Here is a 23505-nt window from a genome sequence, read left to right as displayed (position 1 = left end):
TTAAATGTCATCTGGTTTTTTAGGGATTGAAATTGCAAAATCAGCCCTTTTCGCAAATCAACAAGCTCAACAAACGGTGGCTCATAATGTAGCAAACGCAAATACAGATGGTTATTCCAGACAAAGAGTGATTTTGGAGTCCACATATACTCCATATGGAATGGGATCCAAATGGCAGATAGGAACAGGAGTCAAAGTAGCTGATGTAGATAGGATTCGCGATGAATTTACCGATAGACAGTATAGGAACGAAAATGCAAGTTTAGGTGAGTGGGATATACAAAGCAATATTTTAAAACAGGTAGAGGCGGTTTTTAACGAACCTTCCGATATCGGCATATCATCTGTGCTCAACGAGTTTTGGGAAAGCCTTGAAACCCTTTCACAGGATGCATCATCTCAAGAAGCCCGGGAGACCGTAAAAGAACAAGGAGTTACCCTGGCAAATACAATAAACCATGCGGCAGCTCAGCTTTATGAGATGGTAAGCGATATTAATTACAGGATTTCAATACAGGTAGACGAGGTAAACAGTATCGGTTCACAAATCGCCCAGCTAAATCTCCAAATACAGCAGGCACAGGCGGACGGAACATCTGCGGCAGATCTAAAAGACAAGCGAGACCTTCTTTTAGACCAGCTTTCTCAAATAGTGCAGTTTGAGTCATACGAAGACGAAAACGGGATTTTTTCAGTAAATATCGGCGGCGCAATACTTGTAAAGGGACCTGAAAGCGCTCATTTGGAGTTTGACACATCCACATCAAACGGGAAAATTAAATGGAAAGAATATGGCTCTGATGCTCGAATACTTAAGGGAGAACTAAAGGGCCTATTTGAGTTAAGGGATAATAAAGTAAATTCATATATAGAGCAGCTAAAAACTTTCACATCTACTTTTGCAGAAAAATTTAACGAAATACATAGAACCGGTTATAATTTAGACGGTGAAACGAATGTAGACTTTTTTAAATATGATACCGGAATTTTATCAGTAAATCAGGATATCGTGGACGATCCGTCGAAAATAGCGGCTGCCAAGACAAAGGAAGGAATTCCAAGCGACAACGAGATAGCCCTGGAACTTGCAAATTTTAGAAGCAAGGTTTTTACTATAGGAGATAGGAATTGCACTATTGACGACTATTATGGTTCGCTGGTGGCAAAAATCGGCGTTGATTCTCAGGAAGCTACCAGAATGGCAGACAGCCAGCTTTTTATGGTAAGCCAGCTCAATGAGCGCAGACAAATGACATCAGGGGTTTCGTTAGATGAAGAAATGACTAAAATGATTCAATATCTCCACGGCTACAACGCAGCAAGCAGGGTAGTAACTACAATAGACGAAATGCTTGATACTGTAATCAATCGCATGGGCGTATAATAAAGGCAGGGATAAAAAATGAGAGTAACTCAGTCAATGATAGCTGAAAATTTTACGCGAAACTTGATGCAAAATTTAAAGCGTTTAGATGATATAAATAGCCAAATATCCTCTGAAAAGAGAATAAACCGTCCTTCTGATGATCCGGTAGGAGCTGCCATGGCTATTAAACTCCGCAGACAACTGAGCGCCATAAAGCAGTACAACAGCAATGCCCAGCAGGCACTTACATGGATGAAAGACACAGAGACAGCCCTTACGAATGCAGGCGATGTAATCCAGAGGCTGAGCGAACTTGCGGTAGAGGCGGCAAACGGCACGCAAACCGATGAAGATAAGGGGAAAATATTAGATGAAGTTAAAGAATTGAAAGACCAGCTTTTAAAAGAGGCAAATTCTACAAGCCTTGACAGATACTTATTCAGCGGTTATTCTACAGACAAAGCCCCTTTTATAAAAGATGATGCGACAGGGAATATACAAGCAAATCCTGATATTGTAGACGGAGCCATAAACTATAATGTAGGCCAGTCTGAGACAATACCTGTAAACCTTAAAGGGAGCGAAGTGTTTGGAGATATTTTTGAAGCAGTGGAAAAGTTTGAGACAGCCCTTGAAAATAACGATGGTGAAACGATTTCTAATGAAGTAATAAGCGATATTAAGGGAGCATTAAATACAGTACTAAAATACAGATCCCAGATAGGAGCGCGGACAAATCGCCTTGAGGCTACGGTTTCAAGACTAGAGGCAAATGAAGTAGATTACAAGGCACAACTTTCAAGCATAGAGGATGTGGATTTAGCCCAGGCGATAACAGATTTAAAAATGGAAGAAAGCGTATATAGAGCAGCCCTTGCAGTAGGCGCAAGAATTATTCAGCCTACACTGGTTGACTTTCTAAGTTAACCCCCTAAGGAGAAGACCGCAAATGAGTTCTTCAATTACTTTTTGCCGAATTCAAAATATCGACTATTCCGCTTGCCGAGCCGAGATGGGGTACCCATCGCCTCTTACGGCATCGATGATGTGGAAAGATGAGGCAGAACAGTCGGTACTAAATTATTTAGAGGCTAAATCCGCATCAGGAGATGCTTTAGGAGCGATAGAAAAAGGCTCTGTGTCTATAGGTGATGTAGCAGAAAGTGAGTCGTTTACCGAACCTCCTGAAGTAAACATTGATGCGGTTCCAAAAACACCACCGCGAATTACCTTTGAATATGGAGAAGTAAATTTTGAATTTACGCCTCTTACCATCGGAACAAATTTTTACATCTCTACTGACATACCGCAAAAAGGCGAGAGTATAAATCAAATTGTATAGGATGTGCCTTAAAAATGACGATTAATGCTTGTTTGAACAATTTAAACGATGAAAAGGTAATAACTTTTCTTAATGGGATATTGGGCCTTGAGGATTATAAGAAATATATAATATTGGATCATCCCGAAAGTGATGTTATAAAATGGATACAATCAGTAGATGAACCTCAGATAGCACTGCCGGTAGTAAATCCCTATAGTTTCTATCCTGACTATGCGCCTGAAATATCCGAAGAAGACCTTAAAAGATTAAAAATATCATCAGCTGAAGAAGCATTGGCGCTCTGCGTAATTACTATATCCCAAGATACAAGCACAATTACAGTAAACTTGAAAGCACCGATAATCATAAATGTTTCAGAACGCCTGGCAGATCAGCTAATTGCAGAAAATGCCGATTACAGCATCCGCCAACCTCTTGATATTCGCCGAATACACGACGATAGGCGGTGCAAGTCTTGCTGATTCTTACAAGAAAGAGCGGAGAAGGCATACTTATAGGAAACGATATCGTCATTAAGATTTTTGAAATAGAAGGCGATAGAGTAAAAATAGGAATAGATGCCCCTAAATCTATGAAAGTGCTCAGACAAGAGCTTTACGAGGATATCAGCCGCGAAAACAAAATGGCCGCAAGCGCTGGGAAAGCAGCCTTCGATAAGCTGTTAAAGAACCTTAAAGAAGAAAATTCCCATAATGGGTGATTTTAAACCGCCGCATTTAATGCCAGCGGTTTTTAATTGTACTTTTTGTCATATAAAATAATCTAAAAACCAGTATAATAAATGTAATAAACCTAGCGAGGTGAAATAATTGTCACATAGCCCCCGTGATGCAGCGCGATATATTAAAGATTTTGTTTTAACCTCAAAAACAAAAACCGAATATATAAATATTAATGGCAATAAAATACCTGTTTATACAAACGAATTCTGGACATCTAAGCAAAGACAGGCGTCTTCTATTCATGAAATATCCTATAGGGCATGTTTTAAGCCGCAGCTGCCCCGGTTTTTTATAAATCTTCTTACACAAGAAGGCGACATTGTCTACGATCCCTTTTCCGGAAGAGGAACTACAGCAATTGAAGCAGGGATTTTGGGCAGAAATATCGTTTCAAATGACATAAACCCTTTAAGCCGAATCCTTACACTGCCGCGTTTTTTTGTGCCGAATGTTATAGAAGTAAAAGAAAGGCTTGAAAATATCACATATGACACGAAACTTCGTGCAGATATCGATCTTTCGATGTTTTACCATCCAAAAACAGAGGCAGAAATTGTGTCACTTAAAAACTATTTAAAACAAAGAGAATCAGAGAAGAAGGAAGATATTGTCGACTTATGGATAAGAATGGTGGCTACAAACCGGCTGACAGGACATTCCCCCGGTTTTTTCTCTGTTTACACCCTACCGCCCAATCAAGCTGTAACTGCCGAAAGACAGCAACTTATAAACGCAAAGAGGAATCAAAAACCGGAATATAGAGATACAAAAAAACTCATAATGAAAAAAACCAAAAGCCTGATTCGAAATATAAAGGAACAAGAAATACTAAATTTACGAAAAACAGGCAATAGCGCTCTTTTCCTCAGCGAAGATGCAAGGCGCACCCCGCAAATTCCTAATGAGTCAGTAAGCCTTACGGTTACATCTCCGCCCTTTTTAGATGTGGTCCAATATGACAGCGACAATTGGCTTCGGTGCTGGTTTAATGGTATAGATGCAAAAAAGGTTGCAAATACTATTACTATGTCAAAAAATATTCAAGAATGGTCTTGCGTAATGGAAGAAGTTTTTTACGAGCTTTACCGCATAACAAAAAAAGGCGGATGGGTGGCCTTTGAAGTTGGCGAAGTAAAGGGCGGCAAGATAAAACTTGATGAATATGTGGTGCCCCTCGGACAGAAGGCCGGCTTTTGCTGTCAAGGTATATTAATAAACCTTCAAGAGTTTACAAAGACATCGAATATCTGGGGAATCGGAAATAATAAATCGGGAACTAACACCAATAGAATTGTACTTTTTGTTAAAGATTAGATGACATAGGGGGTTTAACGCTTGAAAAAGCTTGATATAACAGGAGATGAAGAAATAAATTTCAAGATAGAAAAGCTAGGGAAACTTTTTCCAAATGTTGTTGAAAAGGTAAAAGATGAAGAAGGCAGTATAAGACAAGTTATAGATTTTGAAAAGCTTAGAGAAGAACTGGGGGATACGGTAGTAAAAAGCGATAGCAAAAGATACCTTTTGACGTGGCCCGGAAGAGAAGAAGCACTTACTATTGCAAACAGTCCTGCAGATAAGATGCTAAGACCTATAAAAGAAGACAGCCTAAATTGGGAAGCCACAGAAAATATTTATATAGAAGGAGACAATCTGGAAACCTTGAAGCTCCTACAAAAGTCGCATGCAGGTAAAATAAAGTTCATTTATATTGACCCGCCTTACAATACCGGCAAAGATTTTATATATAAAGACAAATTTATATTAGGAAAAGAGGAGTATGCACAAAAAGCCGGAAAAACTAGGGGCGAAGATGATACACAAAACGCCGATCGCGACGGCAGGTATCACAGCAGCTGGCTTACCATGATATACCCTAGGCTAAAAGTGGCTCGAGCCTTACTTAAAAACGATGGAGTAATTTTTATAAGCATTGACGACAAAGAGGAGTGCAACTTGCGCAAAATCTGCAATGAAATTTTCGGCGAGAAAAACTTTATAGCAAATTTCATTTGGCGAAAATCAAAAGGCTCAGGCAATGACTCTAAATATGTGATTATAGAAACTGAATACATTTTAGCCTATGCGAAAAATGTGGAAGATGTAAGGTTTAACAATAAAGAGATAGACGCTTATGATGGAAAATTTAAATACAAAGATGAACATTTTAAAGAAAGAGGGGGCTACAAGCTTGAAAAACTGGATAGAGGCAGCAAGGGATATGTGGAAAGTATGGATTTTGGCATAAAAGCACCTGATGGGACTTTAGTTTTTCCAAATGGCCGCACAAAACAGTCTAATGACGGGTGGCGGTGGGTGTGGAGCAAAGCAAAAGTAGAGTGGGGAATTAAAAACGGATACATAGTGGTGAAGAAGGGGCGGGGCGGCAGGTGGAATGTATATAACAAAGTATATGAAAAACTAGACAATAAGGGCAACAAAATTACAAGAACTAAGCCTTATAAAAATCATATCGGGTTCGAGGAGAGCATTCTCAATATTCATGCAAATCGAGAGATGCGAAAATTATTCGGCAAAGCCGTGTTTTCTTTTCCAAAACCTGTGGCACTGCTAAAATATCTATTAAAGATGTTTTATCTTGAAAACGAAATCGTCCTCGACTTCTTCTCCGGCTCTGCCACCACTGCCCATGCGGTGATGGAGCTTAATGCAGAGGATGGCGGATGCCGCAAATACATAATGGTGCAGCTGCCTGAGCCTTGTGACGAAAAATCCGAGGCCTATAAAGCAGGTTACGAAACAATAGCCGAAATAGGCAAAGAACGTATTCGCCGTGCAGGAAAGAAGATAAAGGAAGAAACCGGCGCAGATATAGATTATGGTTTTAGGGTATATAGAATTACCACAGACTAAAATTTAACATGACTGAAGGAAAAAGCTACTCAATTGTAGAATAAAATATATGAATTGAATTGCATGAGGTGTTTACACGTGGAGGTCATTAATAATATAAAGAAACTACTCGGTGATGATTTAAAACATACCATCAAAAGAGGTTCAAAAGTATCAATTGCTGCTTCATGTTTTTCCATATATGCCTATGAGTCACTAAAAAAAGAATTGGAGCAGATAGAGGAGTTAAGATTTATATTCAATTCTCCCACCTTTATAAAAGATAAAATAGAAAAAGAACAGCGGGAGTTTTACATACCGAAACTAAACAGGGAAAGAAGTATATATGGTACAGAATATGAAATAAAGCTAAAGAATGAACTCGCACAAAAAGCCATAGCACGAGAATGCAGTGATTGGATAAGGCGAAAAGTAATTTTTAAATCAAATAAAACAAATGCTTTTTTGCAAGGTTTTATGAATATCGAAAATGATGATGGAAAAATAACATATATGCCAATTCAGGGCTTTACTACAGTAGATTTGGGATTTGAACGGGGGAATAATTTATCAAATATTGTCACTAAGATTGATGATTATTCTGCTACAAAAGCTTACCTGGATTTGTTTGAACAGGTTTGGAACGATGATGATAAAATGGAAGATATAACAGAGGAAGTGGTGGAATACATATCGACGGTGTATAAAGAAAATCCTCCGGAATTTATTTATTTTGTAATATTATATAATATCTTCAATGAATTTTTGGAAGATATTACCGAAGACTTACTCCCGAATGAATCTACCGGATTCAAAGAAACAGAAATTTGGAATAGACTTTATAATTTCCAAAAAGATGCCGTTATAGGTATTATCAATAAACTGCAAAAATACCATGGATGTATATTGGCTGATAGTGTAGGTTTGGGCAAGACCTTTACTGCTTTAGGAGTTATAAAATATTATGAACTGCGAAATAAAAATGTATTGGTGCTATGTCCTAAAAAAATTGCGGAAAACTGGCTTACCTACAGAGAAAACTATACCAATAATATATTACACAAAGACAGATTCAACTATGATGTTCTCTATCATACAGATTTGTCTAGAGATGGCGGCTACACTAACGGCATTAGTCTTGAAAGACTTAATTGGGGCAATTATGATTTATTGGTAATTGACGAATCCCACAACTTTAGAAACAATGACCCCATAAAAGGCAGGGAAACCAGATACCAAAGACTTATGAGAAAAGTAATCAAAACCGGTGTTAAAACTGATGTCTTAATGCTTTCGGCAACACCTGTCAACAATAGGTTCAATGATTTAAAAAACCAACTAGCCTTGGTCTATGAAGGGAACCCTTCAAATATAAATGCGAAGTTAAATACGAAACGCGACATTGATGACATTTTTAAAAGAGCCCAGTACTCTTTTAATAAATGGTCAAAGATGCCTACTTCCGAAAGAACTACAGAGACCCTTTTGAGTATGCTAGATTTTGATTTTTTCGAACTACTGGACAGTCTTACAATAGCACGATCTCGAAAGCATATTCAAAAATACTATAATGTAGACGAAATAGGCAGATTTCCCAAGCGTCTAAAGCCCATATCTCATTTTTGCAATCTCACACAACGCTCGGATGTCATAAGCTATAATGAAATATACAAGGAATTATCAAAGTTAAATTTAAGTTTTTATGCACCATTTAATTATATTTTACCCAGCAAAATGTCTTTTTATGAAAGCATATATGATACTATTGTCAAAGGCGGCTTAGGCAGTTTAAAACAATCAGACAGAGAGCGAAGCCTGCAGACCTTAATGAGAATAAATTTACTAAAAAGGCTGGAAAGTTCAGTGGACGCCTTTAGAATTACATTGTCCAAAATGCTGAATAACATCGATACAACAATTGAAGAAATCGATAAATTTGACAGCTATGCATCAAAGGAAATTACGACGTATAAAGAAATAGAGAATATCAACCTTGATGAAGATGATTGGCTCGATGAGGAATACAGTATTGGGGACAAAGTAAAAATTAACCTTTCGGATATGGACAGGATTTCATGGCGAGAAGATTTAATTCATGACAGAGAGATAATAAGCTACTTGCTGGAAGAAATGAGCAAAATAACCCCGCCTCATGACCTAAAATTATCCACTTTAAAATACATAATAAAAGAAAAAATCACTAATCCAATAAATAAAGGCAACAAAAAAATAATCATTTTTACCGCTTTTGCCGATACGGCCGATTATTTATACGAAGAAATAGCTCCATATGTTCTGGAGAAGTTTAATCTTCACACTGCAAAAGTCGTTGGCTCCGATGCAAACAAAAACACTCTAAAACTAAAAAACGATTTTCATACTATCATCACTTGCTTTTCCCCTATATCCAAAGAAAAAAATCTAGTTATGCCCCATATAAGAGGAGAAATAGACATCCTAATAGCCACCGATTGCATATCTGAAGGCCAAAACCTTCAGGATTGTGATTACCTTGTTAACTATGACATCCACTGGAATCCGGTTCGGATAACTCAAAGATTTGGAAGAATTGACCGCATTGGCTCAAAAAACGATGTAATACAACTAGTAAATTTTTGGCCTAATATGAGCTTAGATGAATATATAAATCTTAGAGAACGAGTAGAAAACCGAATGGTCATAGTTAATATGACGGCAACCGGAGATGACAACTATTTGTCTAATCAATCCACAGACCTAGAATATAGAAAAGAACAGTTAAAAAAACTTCAGGAGGAAGTTTTGGATTTAGAAGATATCAACACAGGGATATCTATTACGGATTTGGGCTTAAATGATTTTAGGATGGATTTAGTGAGTTTTGTAAAAGAAAACGGAGATTTAGATAAGGTTCCTAATGGTCTTCATACGGTTATAAAAGCTGATGAAGAAAAAGGGATAAGCCCAGGGGTAATCTTTGTCTTGAAAAATATAAATGATGATATAGATGTAAATAAACAAAATGTTCTATATCCCTTTTATTTAGTATATATAGATTATGAGGGGGAAGTGGTCGTTAACCACCTAAAGGTGAAGAAAATATTAGATGTACTGCGCAGCGGATGTAAAGGCAAAAACAAACCCATTAAAGAAGTATATAGACCTTTTAACAAAGAAACAAGAGATGGTAAGAAAATGGATAAGTATTCCAGACTACTAGAAGATGCTATAAAATCCATAATCGATGTAAACCAAGAATCCGATATAGACAGCCTTTTTAGTTCAGGAGGCACCACAGCGCTGTTAGATTCCATAAAAGGGCTGGATGATTTTGAACTTATATCCTTTGTAGTCATAAGGAAGATGTGAATTCATGCTGAATATACCTGATAAAGCCTTGTACAATCGCCGAATACCGAAAAACAAATTTTATCAGCAGATAGGAACAGATACGAAGCTGGAAAAGAAATTCACAGATGAAATAGAAAGAATAACATGGAAGTATAAGCTATCTAAGGATACGGTAAATTTGGGTCCCACAGAAGATGTGGAAGAAATCCAGATATTTGAAATAAGCCTAAAAGAAAAATACATTTCACAGGAAATTCTTGAAAACATAGACAGGGCAATCCCGTATCCCATAATATATATTTTAAGATACGATGATAATGTAAAGCTTGCCATAGCGTATAAAGAAAGAAATAAAATTGATGAGAATAAAATGGTGGTCCATTCCTATTATCAATCAGACTGGATAAAGGAAGATGAATTAAAAATAGATATACTCAAAGGGCTTGATTTAAAGGATGTCTACGATAACATCATAAGACAGCTGCTTCCTATCGAGAGCACACCCGAAGATGATATAGAAGAACTAATAGAGTTAAATCAAATCCGAGAACAATTAGAAAAAGAAATATCAAAGCTGGAAGGCAAAATAAAAAGGGAAAAACAATTTAATAAAAAAGTGGATTTAAACATACAGCTTCAAAAAAAGAAAAAAGAGTTAAAAGAACTCAGAAATAACCTAGGAGGTCCCAGATGAAGAAACTAAAAATGAGATCAAAAGATATTACTAAAGAAAATGTAGAAAAAATAGGTAAACTCTTTCCTAATGTAATCACAGAAATAAAAGATGAAGATGGCAATATAACCCATGCCATAGACTTTGAACTTTTGCAGCAGGAGTTAAGCGATGAAATAGTTGAAGGCAGCAAGGAGAGATATCAACTAACCTGGCCGGGGAAAAAAGAAGCTGTTGTTAGAGCTAATACCCCCATAGATAAAACCCTAAGACCGGTAAAAGAAGACAGCGTAAGCTGGGAAGATACAGAGAATCTATATATAGAAGGAGACAACCTGGAAGTCCTAAAACTACTTCAAGAATCCTACCTAAACAAGATAAAATGCATATACATAGACCCGCCTTACAATACCGGTAAAGATTTTATATATAAGGACAATTTTACCCAGGACAAAGATGAATACGCAGAAGAATCGGGCCAAGTAGATGAAGACGGCAACAGGCTCTTTCAAAACACCGAATACAACGGAAGATTTCACAGCGACTGGCTGACAATGATGTATCCAAGATTAAAACTTGCCAGAAACCTGCTATCCGAAGACGGAGTAATATTTATATCTATAGATGACAATGAAGTGCATAATCTCAGGAAGATTTGCGATGAGATATTTGGGGAGAGGAATTTTGTCGCAACGGTGGTATGGGAAAGAGCGTATGCTCCGGTAAACCTGAAAAAACATTTTTCTGAAAATCATGATTATATGGTGTCATATGCTAAAAACATAGATCAACTTGTTTGCAATGGCTTGGAAAGAAGCGGAGAAGCCGATAAAAGATACAAAAATCCAGATAATGATCCAAGAGGTCCTTGGAAATCTAGCGATTTATCTGTTGGACCGATAGTTCCGGAAAAAGTTTATGAAATAACTACTCCAAGTGGCAGAAAAGTATTGCCACCTGAAGGATACTGCTGGAGATATACTAAAGAAAGATTTGAAGAAATGGTTAAAGACAATAGAATTTGGTTTGGGGAGGATGGCAATAATGTGCCTAGTATAAAAAGATTCTTATCAGAAGTAAAAAGCACAATGACGCCTCTAACAATTTGGAAGTATGAAGAAGTAGGTCATTCTCAAGAAGCAAAGCAAGAATTAAATAAATTGTTTGATGGTAAAGCATTTTATGATTATCCCAAGTCAGTAAAATTGATAAAAAGAGTTATAGAACTTTATACAAGTAACGATTGTTTCATCCTCGACTTCTTCTCCGGCTCCGCCACCACTGCCCATGCAGTGATGGAGCTTAATGCAGAGGATGGGGGAGGTCGCAAATACATCATGGTTCAACTGCCTGAGCCTTGTGACGAAAAATCCGAGGCCTATAAAGCAGGCTTTAAAAACATCGCCGAAATAGGCAAAGAACGTATTCGCCGTGCAGGAAAGAAGATAAAGGAAGAAACTGGCGCAGATATAGATTATGGTTTTAGGGTATATAGAGTAGATTCTTCAAACATGAAGGATGTATATTACAGGCCTGATGAACTTGACCAAAATCTTTTGGACCAATTAGAATCCAATATAAAAGAAGATAGAACCGGCTTGGATCTGCTAACGCAAGTAATGCTTGAGGCAGGCCTTGAGCTGTCGCTGCCGATTGAAACAAAAAAGATTTACGGCAAAGAAGTTCATTTTGTAGCAGGTGATTCACTTGTGGCATGTTTTGATGAAGATGTAGATGAAAAATTAGTTAAAGAGATAGCTAAAACTAAGCCGCTAAAGGTAGTATTTAGAGATAACTCCTTTAAATCCTGTCCTGACAGAATAAACCTGGAAGAAATATTTAAAGCCATATCTCCCGGCACGGAGATTAAAGTTTTATGAGGGGTGATTTGATGAAGCTTAAATTTAAACAGCAGAAGTTTCAAATAGATGCGGTAGAATCTGTCGTGGATTGTTTTAGAGGACAGTCAAATCATGTTTCCCATTTTCAACTGGATACTGGTAGGGTAAAGGGAGAAATAGAAGGTCAAGTAAGTTTTATAGATGAAATTGGTTTCAGGAACAATCCCATAGGATTGGCAGAAGATGATGTATTAAAAAACATCAGAAAAGTTCAATTAAGAAATGGCCTAAAACCCTCGGACAGATTAGAGGGCAGATATAATCTGACAATTGAAATGGAAACAGGAACAGGAAAAACCTATACATATATTCGAACTATGTATGAACTGTATCGAGCCTATAGTTGGAAAAAATTCATAATAGTAGTGCCTTCTATTGCAATTAGAGAAGGAGTATATAAATCTTTTCAAATAACTGAAGACCATTTTATGGATTTATATGGTACAAAAATCCGATATTTTATATATGATTCCAAACAACTTCATAAAATAGATCAATTTGCCTCTGATTCCGGTATCAATGCTATGATAATAAATTCCCAAGCCTTTAATGCACGGGGTAAAGATGCTCGAAAGATATATGAGGAACTGGACGATTTTGGTACCAGAAGACCCATAGACGTTCTTGCCCAGACCAATCCCATCCTTATAATAGATGAGCCTCAATCCGTAGAAGGCAAGAAAACCAAAGAAGCGTTAAAGCTTTTCAAGCCATTATTTACCTTAAGATATTCGGCAACTCACAAGGAAGATTACAATAAGATATATAGATTAGATGCTCTGGATGCTTATAATATGAAACTCGTAAAGAAAATCAAGGTGAAAGGAATTACAGTAAAAGGACTGACCGGAACCAATAGCTACATTTATTTTGAAGGAATAGATGTAAGCACCAAGAGCAAGCCGGTAGCCAGGATAGAATTCGAAGTTAAACAAAAGAATGGAATTAAAAGAGTTACCAGAAATGTGGATGAAGGATTTGATTTATATACTCATTCCAATTATATGGAGCAATATAAGGGATACACCTTATCCGAGATAAACGGCTATAAAAACATCATAAGCTTTACAAACGGAGTTACGCTTAATGCTGGCGATGTCCAAGGCGACATCAGTGAAACTAATTTAAGAAGAATCCAGATTCGTGAAGCGATAAAGTCTCACTTTGAAAGGGAAAAATCACTCTATAACAAGGGAATAAAGGTGCTTACTCTCTTTTTTATAGATGAGGTGGCAAAATACAGGCAATATGATGAAAGTGGAAATCAAGTAAATGGGGAATATGGAGAAATTTTTGAAGAAGAATATATGAACGTACTAAATGAATACATAACCCTATTTGATGATTCATATGTAAAATACCTAAAATCCATTGATGTGGAAGATACTCATAAAGGATATTTTTCCATAGATAGCAAGGGGAGAATGGTAGACCCATCAGCTAAAGGCAAAGAGAAGATTTCCGAGGATGAATCTGCCTATGATTTGATAATGAAGGATAAGGAAAGGCTGCTGAGCTTTGATGAACCAACCAGATTTATTTTTTCCCACTCTGCCTTAAGGGAAGGCTGGGACAACCCGAATGTATTTCAGATATGCACTTTAAAGCACAGCGATTCTATCATAAGAAAAAGACAGGAAGTAGGGAGAGGCCTCAGGCTTTGTGTAGACCAAGATGGTAATAGGATAGACGGAGAAACTCCGGGAATAGATGTCCATGATATAAATGTACTTACAGTAATAGCCAGTGAATCTTATGAATCCTTTGCAAAAAGCTTGCAGTCGGAAATTGCAGAAACCTTATCCGACAGACCTCAAAAAGCAAATGCAGAGTTTTTCTTAAACAATGTAGTTAAAAATGCCAAAGGAGAAGAATTATTTATAGATGAAAGCCTAGCGAATACCCTTCACCGCTCATTTATACGAAATATGTATGTAGATGATAATGATATTTTAACTGAAAAATACTATAAGGCTCTGGAAGAAAATAAGATAAATTTACCGGAGGAAGTAAATGATTTCAAGGAAGGGATTATTCAATTAGTAGGTAAAATATATAGTGAAGGCGTTACACCTCTTGTGGAAAATAGCAGAGAAGAAAATATTAAAGAACTAAAAGTCAATGAGAATTTTAAGAAAAGGGAATTTCAAGAACTGTGGAATAAGATAAATGTAAAAACTGCATATTATGTTGACTTTGATACGAAGGAATTGATTAAAAACTGTATTATTGCATTAGACAGAGATTTAAAAGTATCTGATATAACCTATCAGGTAAAGACAGGGGAAATGAAATCTATATCCTCAAAAGAAGAGCTGGAAAGAGGAGAAGCGTTTAAAGTCAAGGAAACAGCTATAGATAAAGATTATTCAGCAGTAACCCCTGCTATAAGATATGATTTGGTAGGAAAAATGGTAGATGAAACCAAACTAACAAGAAATGCGATAGTTAACATTCTTAAAGGCATTAAGCCGATGACCTTTTACTTATTCCGGAAAAATCCCGAAGAATTTATCATAAAAACTGCAAGGATTATAAATGAACAAAAGGCTGCCATGATAATACAGCATATTGCTTATAATCCAATAGATGAAGTTTTTGATACAACCATCTTCACTGAAAACACTTTAACCGGAACTATAGGCAAAAATGCTTGGGAAGTAAAAAAACACGTTTACGATTATGTAGTCACTGATTCCGATGTTGAAAAACGATTTGCCGAAGAACTGGACAGCAGTGCTGAGGTATGCGTATACGCCAAGCTTCCCAGAGGATTCTTCATACCAACTCCGGTAGGGAACTACAGTCCGGACTGGGCCATTGTATTCAACGAAGGCAAGGTAAGACATATATACTTTATCGCCGAAACCAAAGGGAAACTAGAATCATTAAAATTTGACACGAGAGGTATAGAAGAAGCCAAAATTCACTGTGCGGGAGAACATTTCAAAAAAATTAGCAACGATACAGTCAAATACGATGTGGTAGACAGCTACGAAATGCTGATGGATAAAGTCATGGGGAAATAAATTTAATTGTGAAATTAAATTTATTCAAATCCATCACCTCAATTAGAAATAATTTGAATTACAAACTTTCAGTGGGAATATAGCCCTTATATATTAATTATAACATTTTTTATTGGCTTTTTTAATGAATATTTACCTCCGTCCCTAAAAATGGGCAGCATAGAATTTTATTCGCTCCTTATAAAGATCTTTCACTGCGTTTAGGATGACAAGTCGTTTTCAACCTTTGAGCAGTAACCGGTATTCTTTTTGTGATATACAATAATTTCATGATATAATGATAAAAATACTAATATAAAATTAGGATGAGATAAGAACATGCAAAACAGTGAATTAATTTTATGCCAAAATACAGGGAATATATTTGAAAAAGAAGCCAAGCCGTTTGTAAAGTGGGCAGGGGGCAAAACACAGTTGTTAAACGAGTTATCTGACAGACTACCACTTAAAATAAAGATGTCTAAAACTGTTCAAAGATATGTGGAACCCTTTGTAGGTGGTGGCGCTTTTTTCTTTTTTTTAAAAAGTAATTATGAGGTGAAAGAGTCATTTCTCTATGATATAAACAAGGAATTAATTATCGGGTATAAAGTTATTCAAAAGGATGTTCAAGAATTAATGTACGAACTTGAAAGAATTGAAGATGAATATATAAACCTACCTGAAATTGATAGAAAAGAATATTACTACAAAACAAGAGATGAATACAATAATCAGCAGGATAATTTTAATTATGAAACATATAACAGCGATTGGATAAAAAGAGCAGCATATTTAATATTTTTAAATAAAACCTGTTTTAACGGCTTATTCAGACAAAATAAAAGAGGAAAGTTCAATGTGCCTTTTGGCAGATATAAAAATCCTACTATTTGTGATAAGGAAAATCTGTTAAGAGTTAATGAGGCGCTTAAAAACACATATGTATTTTCGACAGATTTCGAAGAAAGCAAAAAATTTATCGATGCTAATACCTTAGTGTATCTTGATCCACCATATAGACCTTTAAACAAAACATCTTATTTTACAAGTTATGATAAAGATGGTTTTAACGATGAGGATCAAATCAGATTGGCTAATTATTACAAAGAAATGGATAAAAAAGGCGCTTTTTTAATCCTAAGCAATTCCGATCCCAAAAATGAAGACATAAACGACGATTTTTTTGATGTTCTTTATTCCGGTTTCAAAATCGAGCGAGTAAATGCCAAAAGATCTATTAATTGCGATGGCAAAAAGCGAGGCAGTATTAAAGAACTGGTTATAAGAAATTATGATTGATTGTGGGGGTCAGCACATGGACTCATCCTATTTTGCAAGACTAAAAGTTGACAGCGCAGAAGCTGTGATAGACAAATTTTATGATACATTGATTGATACTAATAGAGGTTATAATTTTTTCGTCGATTGGGACAAGGTTAAAAGAAATGTAGAGGAGTACAAAATCGAATTTAATATATTAAACACCCTAATCGGCAGTAAAAATTTTGATTCGGATTTGAGGAAGATTTTAATAGAATATCCACAGGTTATTCCGGCAATTCCAATTCTCTTGGCGATAAGAGAACGAAAATTCAAAGTGGTTAAGGATTTTATAGATGATAGTTCCGATACGGTAACTTATGATTTTAGCAAGAGGAAATTAACTTCTAATGATATTGATGCTATCACAGAGTTTTTTAATAAGACGGGTTTAAAGAGATTCTTCCTTGAGCTGTCGTCAAATAGCATACAGGATTATGTAACAGGTATAGAAGTTGGAATGGATACTAATGCAAGGAAGAATAGAAGCGGCCATGCCATGGAGATGGTTTTAAAACCTATCATAGAAGATATAATTGCAAAGCAAAGGGCTTCATATACAATGCTGTATCAAAAGCAATTTAAATATCTTGAGGATAATTTTGACTTTAAGGTAAACTCTTCTATAAAAAATAGAAAGGCGGATTTTATAATTATTAAGGATAATCGTAAAGTGATTAACATTGAAGTCAACTTTTTTTCCGGGTCTGGCTCAAAGCCCCAAGAAATAGTGGATTCTTATATAGAAAGACAAAATGAATTGCGAGAAAACGGTTTTGAATTTATTTGGGTTACAGACGGTATCGGATGGAAGGATCAAAAGAACCAGATAGAAAAAGGATTTGAAAGAGTAGATTATTTATTAAATCTTCATTTTGTTCGTACGGGGTTATTGGAGGAAATATTATGGAAAATATAAATTTTAAGAAAGAAATAACTACTGTTTGGTCCTTTCCCGATAGGGGTAAATGGAAAACACACAACGGAAATTATCGAGGCAATTTTGCACCACAGATACCCAGAAATCTTATATTGAGATATTCTCAAGAGGGAGATGTAGTGCTCGATCCAATGGTAGGAAGCGGAACAACCCTTATAGAGACCAAACTGCTAAATAGGCAGGGCATAGGTTTTGATATAAATCCTCAAGCGGTTGAAATAGCCAAGAAAAACCTGGAATTTGAAGGTGATTATAAATACAACCCTATTGTAAAAGTAGGCGACATAAGAAACTTACGTGAAATAAGTGATGGAAGCATAGATCTGATAATAACACATCCTCCATACCTGAATATAATAGAATATTCAAAAGGCATTGACGGAGATTTATCAAATATATCAGGAGTTAAAAAGTTTTGTGGTGAATTAGAAAAAGGGATTATAGAACTGCGGAGAGTATTAAAAGAAAATAAGTATTGTGGGATATTGATAGGAGATACAAGAAAAAGCTCTCATTATGTGCCGTTAGCTTTTTATGTAATGGACCTTTTTCTAAAAAACGGATTCATATTAAAAGAGGATATCATAAAAGTTCAGCATAATTGTAAATCTACGCCATACTGGGAAAGACAAGTTGAGAAATATAACTTTTATCTGATAATGCATGAGCATTTGTTTGTTTTTAGAAAACCTAAAAAAGGAGAAGACTTAAGCAGGGTAAGATACAGTATGGGCCTGAGTAAATAATACACCTCCGTTCCCAAATATTCAAAATCATGATTTTCTAAGTGCCTCATATTCGTCAACAGAAATTTCTATATCACTTAATATTTTTCTTATTAAGCCTCTTCCCAGATCTTCTCCATGGAATGGAACTATAGTTGTTCTTCCGTCTTTGTGTCTAAAGAATTTGTGACTGCCTTTTTGCCGGATCTCCTCAAACCCTAAGATCTTAAGGATTTGTATCATCTCCACTGATGAAATAATACTTAATTTACTCATATAGAAACCTCTACCTGCTGAACACCGATGAATTCATTTGTTGTAACTTCGCTGTTATTCACTTCTAGATAAAGCTCTATAGCCTCTTTTATTCTTGGCAGCAATTCTTCAACGGTTTTAGCTTGTGTATGACATCCTCTCAATGCAGGCACTGATGCTATATATAATCCATCTTCGTCCTTTTCTATAAGAATTGTGAAATTAAATTTTTTCAAATCCATCACCTCAATTAGAAATAATTTGAATTACAAACTTTCAGTGGGAATATAGCCCTTATATGTTAATTATAACATTTTTTATTGGCTTTTTAACGAATAATCTACCTACAGATTTTTACTTTTCAAAGCTGTATGCATCTTGCAGTAGGTATTCGATATCTTGTTTTCCAACTTTGATATATTTGGAGGGAATTACGATATCACGTGCCAAAATGCGCTTTTGCTGCAATATCTCATCTAGCCTTTCATCTACTGTACTTCCGCGGCTGCTTACGGAAATCGGGTAATATATATTTACATCTCTTTTCTGTCCTATTCGGTATACCCTATCAGTAGCTTGATTTTCTACCGCAGGGTTCCAGCTTCGGGTATAATGGATTACGTTGTTTGCCTCAGTGATAGTTATGCCAAGTCCGGCAGCTCTTGTGGAGAGAATTATCACGGAAAAACCAGGAGTGTTTTGAAAGTGGTCGATTATTTGTATCCTGTTTTGCTTAACATCTCCATTTATTACTGAACAATTTATACCATATTTATCTAATAAAACCTTTTTGAGTATTGCCTGCATTTTTTTGTAATGGGTAAAAATTACAGCTTTTTCTCCCCGCTGCTGTATCTCATCTAATATATTCAATGTAAGTTTCAGCTTACCTGATTCATCAATTAACTGCTTTGTAGAAACTAATTCATTTCCTGATACTAAGCGAGGATGAGCACAAACTTGAATAAGTTTCTGAATTACTGCCAGAGCCATGCCTTTTTGTTCTTTTCTGCCTGCCTTATATTCTTGTATAAGGCAGCTGTAAATCTTTTCTTGAACAGATGAGAGATCTACCGCTAAAGAATGCTCGTGTTTTTTCGGCAAATCTAAAATATCCTCTTTTTCTCTTCTGATATATACCGGCTTTATTGTATTTAAAAGTTCATCTCTTGCTTGTCTTGAGCGATCACCTTTTTCTATATTGTTTTCAATAGGTTTTTGAAAACGGTTCCTAAATTCGTTATAACTATTCAGCAGCCCCGGCTGCACAAAATCTACTATACACCATAATTCTCCCAGATTATTTTCCACAGGCGTACCGGTAACGGCAAGTTTGGTCTTTGCTTTTAAAGCCTTAACAGCTATGGTGCTTAATGTCGTACTGTTTTTTATCTTCTGAGCCTCATCACATGCTACTACCTGCCAGTCGATTTGTCCTAATATCAGCTGATCTTTTACCAGCGTTTCATATGTAGTAAGCACTACATCATAGTTTTTTATCATTTCTATATTCTTATATCGATTAAGACCTCGATGCTGATAGACGGAGGTTATTTTTGAAAAATTGCCTATTTCCCTTTCCCATACATCAAGTAGTGTGGAAGGTGCAATTACTAAGGATGGGCTTAAAGCATCATTATCCTTCAAAAAACACATAAAAGCTATTACCTGCAAAGTCTTACCTAGCCCCATATCATCAGCTAAAAGTCCTCCCAGCAGATTTTGCCTCAAGTTTCGCATCCAAAGATAGCCTTCCTTTTGATGCTTAAAGAGGTTACAGTTAGCAAGATTAGCAGGAGCCTCAAAATCCGATACATCAAATCTTCTGGTGAGCTGATTTTTAATTTTAAATGCGGTTTCGTTATACTCTAATGAGTCAATATTCTCAAAAATTTTCAAAACATAAGGAAGCTTGGATAAATAAATTTTTTTCTTAGCTCCCAATTCTCTTTCCCATGTTGCGATGAAATTTTCAGTTTTGTCAACATCGATATTTATCCATTGACCATCATAATAAATATGATCTTCGCCTTGCTCTTTGGCTTTTTCTGCAAGCATTTTTAATTCTTCTAGATTAATTTTTTTTACATCTGCGGCTTTCTCTACTTCTTGCTCATCTTTATCAAAATCATTCCCATACATTATGGGCTCTACAATGCCACCGGAGTCAAAATCAAACCATCCGGAAGAATTTTTATCGGGGGTTACACTAACATATGGGTTTGCTCTATACACTCTAAGACCTAACTCTTTTACCCTTTGGCCAAACTTTGAAATATCTATTTCCTCCGGAAGGACAGAGTAAGGGTTTGTTAAAAATTTAGGAACATCTGCGCCTTTAATATCTTTCTTTTCGATGATTTTGTTGTAACTTTGCTTTACATTATCTTCAAGAAAAATCCTTCTTCGATTTATGCCTTCGCCGCGAAGGGTGTTGTAAGATGCCAATGGTCTTTGCACATCTTTTATGATTTCGTCAATTTCTTCTCCCAACTTTGGGAAAAGCTCTAAATGTTCATCAGAGTGTTTTTTTATTTCTACATCCAGTTTATCAGGGAAATAAACTTCTTCTGCTTGGAGGATTTTATCAAGCTCCGCGCCGGCAAGTTTTGCCTTATATTTAATCTTAGCGACAAACTTTGCCTGCTCTACAGGATTATCAGTAGTTGAATACTTTTCAATTTCTGAAAGCAGATCATAAATCTCTTTAGGCAGCAGTATATATTCTTTTCCGAAATAAACTATATTTTTATGCCGCCTAAAAAGTTTTCCCAATGGTTCATGGTTTAAATATAACTGAGCTGTTACATTAAAATTTGATCTATATAAGATACCCTTGGATCTAACCTTTGCAGTAATATCCCTCTCTATAGGAAGACCAAGGATTTTGCGATCCATTTCCGGTATTTCATATAATGAATCATAGAACATGAAGCAGCAATCATTGTCTTTTCCTTCTGCTACCAGGCTCTTTTGCCAAAATGAATCTAATAAATTGAGCTTTTCAAAATCTCTGGTAGAAAGATCTTTTAGCTTTTCCTTTGAATTTAAAAAGAGAGGTATTTTGATAATACCTGACGGTGAAAAACACATGATTTTGATGCCATTTTCTTCTAATTCATAAGTAATATCTAGCATAGTGTCCTCCTACTGTCAATTTGGTATCTGTATATATCCATTGACCGGAAGTTTTAACTGTGACATTCGGAATAAAATTTCCTTTAAAGATTTGCGACATAGCATTATCAGCAGCCTGCTGCCAATTGTACCCTCTGTGAGGGATGCGCATGGCCTTTTCAGGCATTTTAAAGAAACTGTCATTTTTTGGATCAGTATTGTTGGCAAAACGCTGAAATTGCTTTTTAAATTCCTCTTTTTGATATACATGTACCGCACCAGATGCGCCGAATTCGACTACTACACAATTTTCAAAGTACATAAAAAGCTGACTGTATTTTTTCACATACGTCATATCTTCAAACAAGTCTATGTATCGTAACCAAAACTCTCTGCGATCATCGTTAAAGGCGATTTTAAGAGTATTTATGTATATCCATTTACAAAACTTTTTAAAGCTGCTATCAGATATGTTGCTCCAGAAAAAATCCAATTCCTTTTCTCGAGGTTTTTTCTTGTGCTTTGCCAAAAACTCCATTACATCTCTTTGAAAATTAACAAAGGATACTTTGCTTAAATAATTCTCTGTAAATAAAATTAATTCTTCGTTATTATATTGCTCGATTATACTTCTTAAATTCTCTCCACCGGTTTTAAGATAAAAGTCCTCATTACAATATAAATACACATGTTTCTTAATATCTTTTGCTAATAAAGTATCATCTTCTATCTTGAATATAGTAAAGAAATCATCCAAGCTTATGCCCTGCCTGTTCAAATACTTGAAAATAGAAGATGTTACTTGCTCGCTGGCTACCCAATTCTTGGCTAAATTATAGACCGTTGGGTTTCTAAAATAACTTACAAAAAGCTCCCCTTTTTGCGCTAAGATTTCCGAAAAGAGTAAGCAAAACTTTCTATTAATATAATTTTTTTGAAAGCCAGTCCAGAGCAGTTCAACAAATTCATCTTTGAACCTTAATTTTATAATTTCACATATTTTTCTGGCATGAGATTCTATGTCAGCAGTGGGGAAATAATATACCAGCTGGTAAAGTTCCCGCAAAGTCAAGGAAAAGGCAAACTGGCGGATTTCATCAAAGGGTATTTTTTCTATTTTTGCAAGCAGCTTAAGAATATCTTCTTTTTGTGGATTTCTAATACTATTTTTAATTTCTACGTCTTTTTGGACAAGCTCTTTTCGGGTCAAAATCAAATTTGTAGGCGTAAAACAAAAGGTATGCCATCTCATTTTTCCCTCTGCCCTTCAAGAATGTTTTGCATTTCAGTTATCATTTCCTCATCTTTCAATCGAAACTTAAATTCTACCCTCCGGGACTTGTCTAAATCTATAGTACTTCCATTATACATGGGCTGACTGTACGACCTACCGTTTGCCGTCAAAAAAACTTGAAGATCCTGCTTCATATCAGGATTTATTCCAGGTATATTTTCAAGAAGTATGTACGAAACAACTGCAAAAGCACGCTTTTGGGATAGCTCTAGATTGTACATATAACTGCCTCGATTGTCTGTATGACCCTCAATTATTATTTGAGATACAAATTTTTTATACTTAGGATCTAGCAACACATTGAGATATCTGGGTAAAAATTCATTTAAGTATTTCTTACCCTCGGGTTTCAGCACAGATTCGGCCGTATCAAAAAATACCCCATCACTAAACCGAATAGCTCCCGACTGGGAGTCAATATTGAGGGATAGCTCTGTAGCATCAAATTCTTCTAAAAGCTCCTTAATAATCATAGATCTAATTCCGATTAACTCGTCGACCTTAGATTTTTGTTGCTTTAATTCGGCTGCCATGCCATTGTATTTATACATCATTATGCTTATCAACAGTACAAAAACTAAAAGTACTGCTGCCATAAGATCTGAATAGGATTGCCAATAATCATGATTTGTTTCATTATCCATCTAAATCCT

At 35.9% G+C, this 23505-nt stretch carries 19 protein-coding genes; 14 read left to right on the top strand and 5 right to left on the bottom strand.

The features are described 5' to 3' along the window. Positions 1–4 precede the first annotated feature (4 nt). From flgK to TSYNT_RS01725, 14 genes are all read left to right on the top strand, one after another. Positions 5–1384 (top strand): flagellar hook-associated protein FlgK, encoded by a 1380-nt coding sequence (flgK, locus tag TSYNT_RS01785; RefSeq protein ID WP_059031448.1) that lies wholly within the window; start codon positions 5–7, stop codon positions 1382–1384. 18 nt (positions 1385–1402) lie between these two features. Next, positions 1403–2293, top strand: a complete 891-nt coding sequence (gene flgL, locus TSYNT_RS01780; RefSeq protein WP_059031447.1) for a flagellar hook-associated protein FlgL — start codon at positions 1403–1405, stop codon at positions 2291–2293. Positions 2294–2315: 22 nt separating this feature from the next. Beyond that, positions 2316–2708, top strand: a complete 393-nt coding sequence (locus tag TSYNT_RS01775; protein WP_187694950.1) for a DUF6470 family protein — start codon at positions 2316–2318, stop codon at positions 2706–2708. A gap of 14 nt (positions 2709–2722) precedes the next feature. Beyond that, positions 2723–3172 (top strand): flagellar assembly protein FliW, encoded by a 450-nt coding sequence (fliW, locus tag TSYNT_RS01770; protein WP_059031446.1) that lies wholly within the window; start codon positions 2723–2725, stop codon positions 3170–3172. After that, the gene (gene csrA, locus TSYNT_RS01765; protein ID WP_059031445.1) at positions 3166–3411 is read left to right on the top strand and encodes a carbon storage regulator CsrA; all 246 of its coding nucleotides are present in this window, start codon (positions 3166–3168) and stop codon (positions 3409–3411) included. Before fliW ends, csrA begins: the two co-directional genes overlap by 7 nt. A 109-nt stretch (positions 3412–3520) precedes the next feature. Further along, positions 3521–4747, top strand: coding sequence for a DNA methyltransferase (locus tag TSYNT_RS01760; RefSeq protein ID WP_059031444.1), 1227 nt, complete (start codon positions 3521–3523; stop codon positions 4745–4747). Positions 4748–4768: 21 nt separating this feature from the next. After that, positions 4769–6307, top strand: a complete 1539-nt coding sequence (locus TSYNT_RS11855) for a site-specific DNA-methyltransferase (protein WP_059031443.1) — start codon at positions 4769–4771, stop codon at positions 6305–6307. Positions 6308–6385: 78 nt separating this feature from the next. Further along, the gene (locus TSYNT_RS01755; RefSeq protein ID WP_059031442.1) at positions 6386–9634 is read left to right on the top strand and encodes a helicase-related protein; all 3249 of its coding nucleotides are present in this window, start codon (positions 6386–6388) and stop codon (positions 9632–9634) included. Positions 9635–9638: 4 nt separating this feature from the next. Then, complete coding sequence (locus TSYNT_RS01750; protein ID WP_059031441.1) at positions 9639–10310, top strand: DUF4391 domain-containing protein; 672 nt, start codon at positions 9639–9641, stop codon at positions 10308–10310. After that, positions 10307–12169: a site-specific DNA-methyltransferase gene (locus TSYNT_RS01745; RefSeq protein WP_059031440.1), complete on the top strand. Its 1863-nt coding sequence runs from the start codon at positions 10307–10309 to the stop codon at positions 12167–12169. Before TSYNT_RS01750 ends, TSYNT_RS01745 begins: the two co-directional genes overlap by 4 nt. Positions 12170–12180: 11 nt before the next feature. Further along, positions 12181–15219 carry a type III restriction-modification system endonuclease gene (locus TSYNT_RS01740; protein ID WP_059031689.1) on the top strand — a complete coding sequence of 1013 codons (3039 nt, stop codon included), beginning with the start codon at positions 12181–12183 and terminating at the stop codon, positions 15217–15219. 318 nt (positions 15220–15537) lie between these two features. Next, on the top strand, positions 15538–16500 hold the full coding sequence (locus TSYNT_RS01735) for a DNA adenine methylase (protein ID WP_059031439.1): 963 nt from the start codon (positions 15538–15540) through the stop codon (positions 16498–16500). 16 nt (positions 16501–16516) lie between these two features. Continuing rightward, a complete protein-coding gene (locus tag TSYNT_RS01730; RefSeq protein ID WP_059031438.1) occupies positions 16517–17440 on the top strand; it encodes a type II restriction endonuclease in 924 nt (307 codons plus the stop codon). Continuing rightward, a complete protein-coding gene (locus tag TSYNT_RS01725; protein ID WP_059031437.1) occupies positions 17428–18207 on the top strand; it encodes a TRM11 family SAM-dependent methyltransferase in 780 nt (259 codons plus the stop codon). Before TSYNT_RS01730 ends, TSYNT_RS01725 begins: the two co-directional genes overlap by 13 nt. A 27-nt stretch (positions 18208–18234) precedes the next feature. On the opposite strand, the gene TSYNT_RS01720 is transcribed toward TSYNT_RS01725, so the two are convergent. The 5 genes from TSYNT_RS01720 to TSYNT_RS01700 form a co-directional block, all read right to left on the bottom strand. Next, positions 18235–18462 (bottom strand): type II toxin-antitoxin system HicA family toxin, encoded by a 228-nt coding sequence (locus TSYNT_RS01720; protein WP_059031436.1) that lies wholly within the window; start codon positions 18460–18462, stop codon positions 18235–18237. Beyond that, positions 18459–18683, bottom strand: coding sequence for a type II toxin-antitoxin system HicB family antitoxin (locus tag TSYNT_RS01715; RefSeq protein ID WP_059031435.1), 225 nt, complete (start codon positions 18681–18683; stop codon positions 18459–18461). The genes TSYNT_RS01720 and TSYNT_RS01715 overlap by 4 nt, the downstream gene beginning before the upstream one ends. A 112-nt stretch (positions 18684–18795) precedes the next feature. Continuing rightward, positions 18796–21579, bottom strand: a complete 2784-nt coding sequence (locus tag TSYNT_RS01710) for a DEAD/DEAH box helicase (protein WP_059031434.1) — start codon at positions 21577–21579, stop codon at positions 18796–18798. Then, the gene (locus tag TSYNT_RS01705; RefSeq protein WP_059031433.1) at positions 21560–22810 is read right to left on the bottom strand and encodes a hypothetical protein; all 1251 of its coding nucleotides are present in this window, start codon (positions 22808–22810) and stop codon (positions 21560–21562) included. The genes TSYNT_RS01710 and TSYNT_RS01705 overlap by 20 nt, the downstream gene beginning before the upstream one ends. After that, the gene (locus tag TSYNT_RS01700) at positions 22807–23496 is read right to left on the bottom strand and encodes an OmpA family protein (protein ID WP_059031432.1); all 690 of its coding nucleotides are present in this window, start codon (positions 23494–23496) and stop codon (positions 22807–22809) included. Before TSYNT_RS01700 ends, TSYNT_RS01705 begins: the two co-directional genes overlap by 4 nt. Positions 23497–23505: the final 9 nt, after the last annotated feature.

The organism is Tepidanaerobacter syntrophicus (genome assembly GCF_001485475.2).
Taxonomy (GTDB): domain Bacteria; phylum Bacillota; class Thermosediminibacteria; order Thermosediminibacterales; family Tepidanaerobacteraceae; genus Tepidanaerobacter; species Tepidanaerobacter syntrophicus.
This window is presented reverse-complemented; position numbering and strand designations above follow the sequence as displayed.